Raw genomic sequence first — 10030 nt, forward strand, 5'->3', positions numbered from 1 at the left:
GCGGTGGTGGGGCGACGGGCTGGCATGCGTTGGCTGCGGGGTTCCACCAGTTGCCCGGACCGCAATCAGGCGGTTGAGCCGAGCTCACGCCAGGCGACACCGCTGTCACGTACGCGATCGGCGCTAATGCCACCATGGCGATGCCCGCCAAGCGGCCAACAAAGGTACTCATCAAGGCCCCTCCTGTCGGAAGCGTTTAGGCCCCAAGTTTGACCCGGGCCCGTGCTCCCGCGCGGCAGATCGGGCAAATGTCGAACGGATCTTCGCCTCAATCTCTGCGTCGTCGATGGAGCCCATGACCTTTCGTGCCCAGAGGGTCATGCGAACCAAGCTGGGGGATAGCAGCGAGAAGTCCCGCTAGCTCAATGGCGCCGAGCGGGTACATAGCTGAGTGCAAGAGGCATCGGTCTCGACAGTTAGAGAGCGACGCTTCAGCTGCATTTAGGTACTTTTGGAACTCAGCCGATACGCCGCGCAGTTGCGCGGGCCGGTTCAAAACGGGGGCCTGGACGCTCCGATGGGAGGGCTTCGATGAGTTGCTTTATTGGCCGCGTGGCGGGCATCGTCGCGTTGGCATTAGCGCCGATGGCATACGTCATAGCGGGGTCGCTTGGTGTTAGCTCGGCTCAACCGCCTGATTGCGGTCCGGGCAACTGGTGGGACCCCGGAATCAATGCGTGCCAGCCTCTAGGACCACCACCGCCGCCCCCGGAGTGCGGGCGGGGCGAGTGGTTCAACCATGTAACCAACGAGTGCCAGCCCGTGAGCCCGTCGTTCCGCGGCTACGGTTTCCACTTTTCGACGGCGCCGATTGGACGGGCGTCGTAGTTGCCGGCGGTTCGGCGGCGAAAATGCTTCTGCCAGCGCCTATATCGGCGCGCGCGGCTGATCACTCGTCAGTAAGGTACTAACGCGTGAAAGCCCTTCGCCGGTTCACCGTCCGCGCTCACCTTCCAGAGCGCCTCGCCGCGTTGGAACAACTGTCGACGAACTTGCGCTGGTCGTGGGAAAAACCGACGCAGGACTTGTTTGCGACCATCGATCCCGCGTTGTGGGTGCAGTGCGGCCGTGACCCGGTGGCGATGCTGGGGGCGGTCAATCCGGCACGGCTCGACGAGTTGGCAGACGATGACGGGTTCGTTGCGCGGCTCGATGAGCTGGCAGCGGATTTGAACGACTATCTGACTTGCACGCTGTGGTATCAGCAGCAAGAGAGCGACGGCATCGCCATGCCCACCGGTATCGCGTACTTCTCGATGGAGTTCGGGGTCGCCGAGGTGTTGCCGAACTACTCTGGTGGCCTTGGCATCCTCGCCGGCGACCATCTCAAGTCGGCTTCCGACCTTGGGGTGCCGCTGATCGCGGTGGGCCTGTACTACCGGTCGGGCTACTTTCGGCAGTCGCTGACTGCAGACGGCTGGCAGCAGGAGACCTATCCCTCGCTGGATCCGCAGGGACTGCCGTTGCGGTTGCTCACCGACGACGGCGGCAACGCCGTGCTGGTCGAGGTTTCGTTGCCCGATGCGGCGCAGCTGCACGCCCGGATCTGGGTCGCGCAGGTAGGCCGGGTTCCGTTGTTGCTGCTGGACTCAGACGTCCCAGAGAACGAGCACCAGCTGCGGGGCGTCACCGACCGCCTGTACGGCGGGGACCAGGACCATCGCATCAAACAAGAAATCCTCGCCGGCATCGGCGGTGTACGGGCGATTCGCGCCTTCACCGCCATCGAAGGATTGCCCGCGCCGGAGGTGTTCCACATGAACGAGGGCCACGCCGGCTTCCTCGGAGTGGAACGCATCCGCGAGCTGATGACCGATTCGGGGTTGGATTTCGATACCGCGCTCACCGTCGTGCGCTCCAGCACGGTGTTCACCACTCACACCCCGGTGCCCGCCGGCATCGACCGGTTTCCGGTGAATATGGTGCGTCGCTACTTCGGCGACAATCTCGATGGGCCCGACGGACCCGCGCTGCTGCCGGGTGTCCCCACCGAGCGAGTCATCCAGTTAGGTGCCGAGGACGACCCGGCCACCTTCAACATGGCCCACATGGGCCTGCGCCTGGCCCAACGTGCCAACGGTGTCTCACAGTTGCACGGCCGGGTCAGTCGCGCCATGTTCAACGAACTGTGGCACGGGTTCGACGCGGACGAGGTGCCGATCGGGTCGATCACCAACGGTGTGCACGCGCCTACCTGGGCAGCGCCGCAGTGGGTGGAGCTGGGCCGCGAGCTGGCCGGCTCCGACTCGTTGAGCGAGCCCGCGACGTGGCGGCGACTGCAACACGTAGATCCGGCGCAGCTGTGGTCGATCCGCTGCCAACTACGAGCTCTGCTCGTCGAGGACGTCCGAGTTCGGCTGCGCCGCTCATGTCTTGAACGCGGTGCCTCGGAAGCTCAACTCGGCTGGATCTCGACGGCATTCGATCCCGACGTACTCACGGTCGGGTTCGCCCGGCGAGTGCCGACGTACAAGCGGCTGACGTTGATGCTGCGCGATCCCGATCGCTTGGAACGGCTGCTGCTCGACGAGGAAAGGCCGATCCAGCTGATCGTCGCAGGAAAATCTCATCCGGCTGACGACGGCGGCAAGGCGCTAATCCAGCAGGTAGTGCGGTTCGCCGACCGACCCGAGCTGCGACACCGAATAGCTTTTCTGCCTAACTACGACATGTCGATGGCCCGGCGCTTGTATTGGGGCTGCGATGTTTGGCTGAACAATCCGCTGCGCCCGCTGGAGGCGTGTGGCACGTCGGGGATGAAGAGCGCACTTAACGGCGGGTTGAACGTATCGATCCGCGATGGCTGGTGGGACGAGTGGTACGACGGTGAAAACGGTTGGGAAATCCCGTCTTCCGACGGGGTGGCCGACGCCAGCCGTCGTGACGATCTGGAGGCCAGCGCACTTTACGACCTGCTGCAGCAGTCGGTGGCGCCGAAGTTCTACGAGCGTGACGAGCGCGGCGTGCCGCCGCGGTGGATCGAGATGGTGCGGCACACGCTGCAAACGCTCGGGCCGAAGGTCCTTGCCTCACGCATGGTGCGTGATTATGTCGACCGCTACTACACCCCAGCCGCGCAGTCATTGCGCCGCACTATGGGCGCTGACGGCGGCAGCGCTCCTTTCGACGCGGCCCGTGACCTGGCCGCCTACCGGCGGCGCGCATTTCAGGCGTGGCCAAAAATCCGGATCAGCGACGTCGACAGCACCGGGTTGCCTGATACCCCGGTCCTGGGCTCGAAACTGACGTTAACCGCGACTGTGCAGCTGCTTGGGCTTCGTCCCGACGAGGTGACGGTGCAAGCGCTGCTGGGCAGGGTCGACGCTGACGACAGCCTGCGAGACCCCGTCACGATCGAGATGTCACACACCGGCAACGCCGGCGCAGGTAAGGAGATCTTCTCGACGACGACGCCACTGCCGGTGGCCGGGGCGGTCGGTTACACCGTGCGGGTGTTGCCGAACCACCCGCTTCTCGCGGCCGCCAACGAGCTAGGTCTGGTCACGCTGGCCTAGCCGGCGCCGCAAACAGTCACTGCGCTGCGAGAGCCTTCGCCAGTTTCAGCACGCGGTTGTTGCCACCGTCCACGACGTAGATGTTGCCCTGGCCGTCCGCCGCCACACCGCGCGGATCGTTGAGACCGCTGAACGGCAGGGTGGACAGGGTGGTGACCTTGGTGGCGGGGTCTGTCTTCAGTTTCAGCACCCGGTTATTGCCACTGTCGGCGACGTAGGCGCCGTTGGGATCCACGGTCACACCGTGTGGGTGGTTCAGACCAGTAATCGACAACACGGTCTGGGTGGCGCTGGAGTGTGACGGCAGTTGCAATACTCGGTTGTTGCCAGTGTCGGTGACCCAAATGTTGTCACTGCCGTCCACTGCTATTCCATCCGGTTGGTTGAGGCCGGCGAAAGCCAGCACCTCCGGGGCGTTCATACCGGTCTTCCAGTGCAGCACCCGGTTGTTGCCGCTGTCGACGACGTAGAAATCTTTGGCCGCCTTCATGACGACACCCTGAGGCGTCCGCAGGCCGCTGAAGGGTCCCATCCACTCGGTGCTGGAGGTGGCCTGCCAAGGCGGAGACGGGGCGGACCGTGGAGCGTGTGCCCATAGCACCCGGTTGTTGTCGGCGTCGGTGACGTAGAGGTTGCCGCCGCTGTCCACCGCCACACCGACAGGATTGTTCAATCGGGTGAGCGGCAGCACGCTTTGCGCGTACGAATTCGCCGCCAGTTTCACTACCCGATTTTTGCCGCTGTCGGTGACGTAGACGGCGCCGTTGGAGTCCACCGCCACACCGGTGGGGCGATCAAGGCCGGTGAAGGGCAGCACCACTATTGGCCCCGCCGCTGACGCTGGCTGTGAGGCTTGCCCGGAAGTCGGTAGTGCGGCACTCGTCGTCGCGGTCGTGGCAGTGCTGGGATTAACGGTGCCTTTTCCCCCGCAGCCAGCAGCCATCGCACCCATCACGACGATCGCCACGATGACGGTGAGACTTTTAAAACAACGAGCACAACGAGAGCTCATCGCTGCACCTTATGCTGTCGCGCGACGAAGTACCCGGCGGAAGACCATTCGCCGACAGGCGCGTGCCGAGAAGAGTGAGGCCACTGCCGGTGGTAATGCATCATGCAAGCCGCGCGTCAGCCGCTGTGCGCAGCCGCTTAAGCGCTTGGCGCACCTGCGACGCGTCCGTGGTGTGCCAAAACGGCGGCAGCGAGGCGCGCAGGTAGCTGCCATAGCGGGCGGTGGCCATCCGGGAGTCGAGCACCGCGACCACGCCGCGGTCCTCGACGCCGCGTAGCAACCGCCCCGCGCCTTGGGCCAGCAGGAGCGCGGCGTGGCTGGCCGCGACCGCCATGAAGCCGTTGCCGCCGTGTGCGGCCACCGCCCGCTGACGGGCGCTTAGCAGCGGGTCATCGGGCCGCGGGAACGGAATGCGGTCGATGATCACCAGCGACAGTGACGGGCCCGGCACGTCGACACCCTGCCACAGCGACAAAGTGCCGAACAGCGACGTGGCGGCATCAGCGGCGAACTGCTCGATCAGCGCGGCGGTGCCGTCGTCGCCTTGACAGCGGACCGGGGTGGACAGCCGGTCCCGCATGGCTTCGGCGGCCGCCCGTGCGGCGCGCATCGACGAGAACAGCCCCAGGGTGCGTCCGCCAGCGGCTTCGACGAGCTCCGCAATCTCGTTTAGCTGCTCAGCCGAGCCTGTGCCATCGCGGCCAGGCGGCGGCAAATGCGCTGCCACATAAAGGATTCCGGCCTTGGCGTGTCGGAAGGGCGATCCGACATCGAGCCCGCGCCAGCGGGGCTGATCATTGTCGTCGCCGGCCAGACCCCATGCAGTAGCCATGGCATCGAACGATCCACCGAGTGTGAGCGTCGCCGACGTCAACACCACCGTCGACCGCGCGAACAGCCGGCTGCGCAACAGCTCGGCCACCGACAGCGGCGCCACACGCAACGCCAACCGCACTGAGCCGCGACTGCCGTCGTGTTCGAGCCACACCACGTCGGTGCGATCCGGGATCGCCGGGGCGAACGACGCCAGGATCCGCGACGCGGTCTCGCCGATCTCGGTCAGGCTGGCAACGGCTTCCAGGCGCGCCGAAGCTGCCTTCGGATCGCTGGGCGAGGTGTCGACGGCCGACCGGGCCGCATTGGCCGCGTCGCGCAGCGCGGTCACATGGGTTGCCAACTCGTCGTCGAGGTAGTCGATGCGTCCTGGCATCGCGTTGTGGATCGCTGCGATAAGCGTGTTGGATGCGCCCTCGAAGCGTTGGATCAATTCTGGATCGACCAACCTGCCGATGCGCCGCGCCGCCGCAGTCAGTGCGGCTGGTGTCAGTTCGCCGGTGGCCACCGCGGTGACCCGATCCACCAACTCGTGCGCCTCATCGACGACCAGGAACTCGTGTTCAGGCAATACCGCGGATTCAGCGATGGCGTCGATGGCCAGCAACGCGTGGTTGGTGACGACGATGTCGGCCCGGCCCGCTTCGGCGCGGGCCCGTTCGGCGAAGCATTCGCCTCCGAAGGGGCAGCGCGCCATGCCGAGGCATTCCCGCGCGGACACGCTGACCTGCGCCCAGGAGCGATCCGCCACGCCAGGTTTGAGCTCGTCGCGATCACCGGAATCCGTGGTAGACGCCCAGGCGGTGAGCCGCTGCACGTCGCGACCCAGCGCGGTGAGGGGCTCGAAGAGTTCGTCCTGCGGCTCTTGATCCGAACCCGGCTGCGTCGTCGACCCGTTGTGAATTTTGTTCAGGCACAGGTAGTTCTGCCGTCCCTTCAGCAGCGCGAACCGGGGCCGGCGGGGCAGCGCATCGGCAAGCGAGTCGACCAGCTGCGGCAGATCACGATCAACGAGCTGGCGCTGCAGGGCGATGGTCGCGGTCGAGACCACCACCGGCGAATCGTCGCCTACTGCGCGAACGATGGCTGGCACCAGATACGCCAGCGACTTGCCGGTTCCGGTGCCGGCCTGTACCGCAAGATGCTCTCCGGTTTCAAACGCATGCGCCACAGCTTGGGCCATCTCCAGCTGGCCGCTGCGTTCACTGCCCCCGATCGCAGCCACCGCGGCGACCAGAAGATCGGGCACGGAAAGGTCGGTCGTGGCTACTCCTGCCTTTGGGCTACAGGTGAAGGGCCGGGATCTGCCGTGTCGGTATCGCCGGATCGCCGTGCGACAACATCAGACCCTCCCACGGCAGGCTGCGCAATCCCGATGCCACCAGTCTTCGCGCGGCAGATAAATACGTGTCGGCCACCACCTCGCCGCCGCGCACCAGCGGGACCGTCAACACGCGACATGGCTCGGCGATGTCGGGCACGCGGCCCGCGGGATACACGACCTCCTCGGTGATCGTGCCCGTCGGGCGGGACACCCGCATCGCTTCTTTGCGCCCACCTTGAGACTCCTTGTGGCTGCTGCGTTTCTGCACCGGTATGCCGTCCACTTCCACCAGCTTGTAGATCATGTTCGCGGTCGGCGCGCCCGATCCGGTGACCAGCGACGTGCCGACGCCGTAGCTGTCGACCGGATCGGCGCCCAGCGCGGCGATGGCGAACTCGTCGAGGTCGCCGGACACCACGATCCTGGTCCGGGTCGCACCCAGGCGGTCGAGCTGCTCACGAACCTGGCGGGCCAGCACACCCAGCTCCCCGGAGTCGATACGCACGCCGCCCAGCCCGGTACCGGCCGCTGCCACCGCGGTGGCTACGCCGGTCGTCACGTCATAGGTGTCCACCAGCAATGTGGTTTCCGTGCCGAGCGCGTCGACCTGGGCGCGGAAGGCGGCCAGCTCGTCGGGCCCGTCAGGATGAGTGTGCAGCAAGGTGAACGAGTGTGCCGCGGTGCCTTCTGCCGGCACCCCGTATCGACGCTGGGCCTCCAGATTGGATGTCGCGGTGAAGCCGGCGATGTAAGCCGCACGCGCTGCGGCGACCGCGGCTTGCTCATGGGTTCTTCGCGACCCCATCTCGATCAGCGGACGTTCCCGCGCGGCACTGACCATGCGGGCAGCAGCGGACGCGATTGCACTGTCGTGATTAAAGATCGACAACGCCAGCGTTTCCAGCACTATGCACTCGGCAAAGCTGCCATGCACTGAAATTACCGGGGAGCCAGGGAAATACAGCTCGCCCTCGGCGTAGCCGTCGACATCGCCGGCGAATTCATAGCGGCGCAGGTACTCCAACGTGTCCGGGTCGAGAAATTCTGCAAGCATCGCCAGCGCGTCGTCGCTGAACCTGAAGCTCAGCAAGGCTTCCAGGAACCGGCCGGTTCCGGCGACCACCCCGTAGCGGCGGCCGTCAGGCAGCCGGCGGGCGAACAGCTCGAAGCTGGTTCGGCGATCTGCGGTACCGTCCCGCAGCGCCGCCGCCAGCATGGTCAATTCGTACTTGTCGGTCAGCAGCCCAGCCCAGGCCGAGTCGTTCACACCGCAACGGTATCGGGTGCGCCGCCCCGGCTCGGTATCCTAGGGCCATGGTTGCGTCTGCCCCGACCAAGCCGGGAACCACCGGGCAACGCCACGTCGATCCAGTTGACGTCACAGCCAGTCCGTGGGTGACCATCGTGTGGGACGATCCGGTCAATCTGATGACCTACGTGACCTATGTCTTCCAGAAGCTGTTCGGCTACAGCGAGCCGCACGCCACCAAGCTGATGCTGCAAGTCCACAACGAAGGAAAGGCCGTGGTGTCGTCGGGCAGCCGTGAACAAATGGAAGTCGACGTGTCCAAGCTGCACGCCGCCGGGCTGTGGGCGACCATGCAGCAGGACCGGTAACGGTCTTAAGGACGTCTAGGACGCTGTGCGCAAGTGGAAGCGGGTCGAGACCGCGGATGGTCCCCGTTTTCGGTCCGCGTTGGCCCCGCATGAGGCGGCGCTGCTGAAGAGCCTGGTCGGCTCGCTGATCGCCATGCTCGACGAGCGCGAATCTTCCGAGCCGCCGGATGAACTCGAGCAGATCACCGGGATGAAAACCGGCAATTCCCAGCCACCGGAGGACGCGACGCTGCGGCGGCTGCTGCCCGATTTCTCCCGGCCGGAGGACGAGGATCCCGATGCGGCCGAAGGTCTTAACGCCGCTTTGCGCAGCTTGCATGAACCGGAAATCATCGACGCCAAACGCGTTGCGGCCCAACAGCTATTAGATACCGTTCCGGACGACGGCGGTCGGTTCGAGCTCACCGAGGACGCCGCCAACGCCTGGATCGCCGCGGTCAACGACATCCGGCTGGCGCTGGGCACCATGCTCGATATCAGCCCCGCCGGGCCGGAACGCCTGCCGGATGACCATCCGCTGGCTCCGCATCTCGACGTCTACCAGTGGCTCACGGTCTTGCAGGAATACCTGGTGCTGGCGTTGATGGGGCGCCGATGACGCTGGTGGCGACGCGATGAACTCCATCACCGATGTCGGAGGCATCCTCGTCGGCCATTACCACCGGCTGGACCCCGACGCGGCCAGGGGCAGCGGCTGGGCGCGTGGTGTAACCGTCGTCGTGACACCGCCGGGCACCGTCGGTGCCGTCGACGCCCGCGGCGGGGCACCCGGCAGCCGCGAGACCGATCTGCTCGATCCAGCCAACAGCGTCCGCTACGTCGACGCGGTGCTGATCGCCGGCGGCAGCGCCTACGGCTTAGCGGCCGCCGACGGCGTCATGCGCTGGTTAGAGGAGCATGGCCGCGGTGTCGCACTGGCCCGTGGGTTGGTGCCCATCGTGCCAGGAGCGGTGATCTTCGATCTGGACGTCGGCGACTGGGCCTGCCGGCCGACCGCCGATTTCGGGTACGCCGCCTGTGAGTCTGCCGGCGTCGAGGTCGACGTCGGCACGGTCGGCGCCGGCGTCGGAGCGTGTGCCGGTGTGCTCAAGGGCGGTATCGGCACGGCGTCGACGACGCTGCCGTCCGGGGTGACGGTCGGAGCACTGGTCGCCGTGAATTCGGCGGGCAATGTCATCGACCAGGCCACCGGGCTGCCGTGGATGGCACAGCTGGCCGACGAGTTCGGGCTGACGCCGCCGCCGGCCGACCAACTCGCCACACTAGCGCAGCTCGAAAGCCCGTTGAGCTCGCTGAACACGGCGGTCGCGGTGGTTGCCACCGACGCCGCGCTCAGTCCGGCCGCTTGCCGGCAGGTCGCCAGCACCGCCCACGATGGATTGGCCCGCAGCATCCGGCCCGCGCACACCCCGGTGGACGGCGATATGGTGTTCGCGCTGGCCACCGGCGCAGTCGAGGTCGCGCCACCGCTCGATACGCCGGCTGCCTTTTCTCCGGAGACGGCGCTGGTGACCGTCGTGGGGTCGGCGGCAGCCGACTGCCTGGCCCGCGCCGTGCTAGTCGGCGTGGTTGCCGCCGAGTCGGTGGCCGGAATACCGACCTACCGGGGCACGTTGCCCGGAGCATTCGACCGACCGCGCCGGTGAGGATGCGAAAGCGATGAGGAGGAACGGCGCAGATGACCGAGAGGAAACCGGTGACGTGCTGGTGATCCGCGCCGATCTGGTG

The 10030-nt window shown here is 66.2% G+C and carries 7 protein-coding genes and 1 pseudogene; 4 read left to right on the forward strand and 4 right to left on the reverse strand.

The genetic code is table 11. The features are described 5' to 3' along the window. Positions 1 to 914: 914 nt before the first annotated feature. Positions 915 to 3515 carry an alpha-glucan family phosphorylase gene (gene glgP, locus ACFE99_RS09125; protein WP_375484472.1) on the forward strand — a complete coding sequence of 867 codons (2601 nt, stop codon included), beginning with the start codon at positions 915 to 917 and terminating at the stop codon, positions 3513 to 3515. 16 nt (positions 3516 to 3531) lie between these two features. On the opposite strand, the gene ACFE99_RS09130 is transcribed toward glgP, so the two are convergent. The 4 genes and pseudogenes from ACFE99_RS09130 to ACFE99_RS09145 all read right to left on the reverse strand — a co-directional run bounded on the left by ACFE99_RS09130 (position 3532) and on the right by ACFE99_RS09145 (position 7952). Further along, a complete protein-coding gene (locus tag ACFE99_RS09130; protein WP_375484483.1) occupies positions 3532 to 4047 on the reverse strand; it encodes a hypothetical protein in 516 nt (171 codons plus the stop codon). Positions 4048 to 4110: 63 nt separating this feature from the next. Further along, positions 4111 to 4335 (reverse strand): annotated as a pseudogene (locus tag ACFE99_RS09135) (serine/threonine protein kinase); the annotation flags it as partial. 292 nt (positions 4336 to 4627) lie between these two features. Beyond that, a complete protein-coding gene (locus ACFE99_RS09140) occupies positions 4628 to 6610 on the reverse strand; it encodes an ATP-dependent DNA helicase (protein WP_375484474.1) in 1983 nt (660 codons plus the stop codon). A 34-nt stretch (positions 6611 to 6644) separates the two neighbouring features. Continuing rightward, positions 6645 to 7952, reverse strand: coding sequence for a nicotinate phosphoribosyltransferase (locus ACFE99_RS09145; protein WP_375484476.1), 1308 nt, complete (start codon positions 7950 to 7952; stop codon positions 6645 to 6647). A 47-nt stretch (positions 7953 to 7999) separates the two neighbouring features. Between ACFE99_RS09145 and clpS the strand changes: the two genes are divergently transcribed. From clpS to ACFE99_RS09160, 3 genes are read left to right on the forward strand one after another with little or no spacing between them, the layout of a single operon-like run. Continuing rightward, positions 8000 to 8302, forward strand: a complete 303-nt coding sequence (clpS, locus tag ACFE99_RS09150) for an ATP-dependent Clp protease adapter ClpS (RefSeq protein ID WP_324966401.1) — start codon at positions 8000 to 8002, stop codon at positions 8300 to 8302. A 25-nt stretch (positions 8303 to 8327) separates the two neighbouring features. Next, the gene (locus tag ACFE99_RS09155) at positions 8328 to 8900 is read left to right on the forward strand and encodes a DUF2017 domain-containing protein (RefSeq protein WP_375484479.1); all 573 of its coding nucleotides are present in this window, start codon (positions 8328 to 8330) and stop codon (positions 8898 to 8900) included. Positions 8901 to 8916: 16 nt separating this feature from the next. Beyond that, a complete protein-coding gene (locus tag ACFE99_RS09160; RefSeq protein ID WP_375484481.1) occupies positions 8917 to 9948 on the forward strand; it encodes a P1 family peptidase in 1032 nt (343 codons plus the stop codon). Positions 9949 to 10030 lie beyond the last annotated feature (82 nt).

The sequence above is a fragment of the uncultured Mycobacterium sp. genome, assembly GCF_964249325.1.
Lineage (GTDB): Bacteria > Actinomycetota > Actinomycetes > Mycobacteriales > Mycobacteriaceae > Mycobacterium.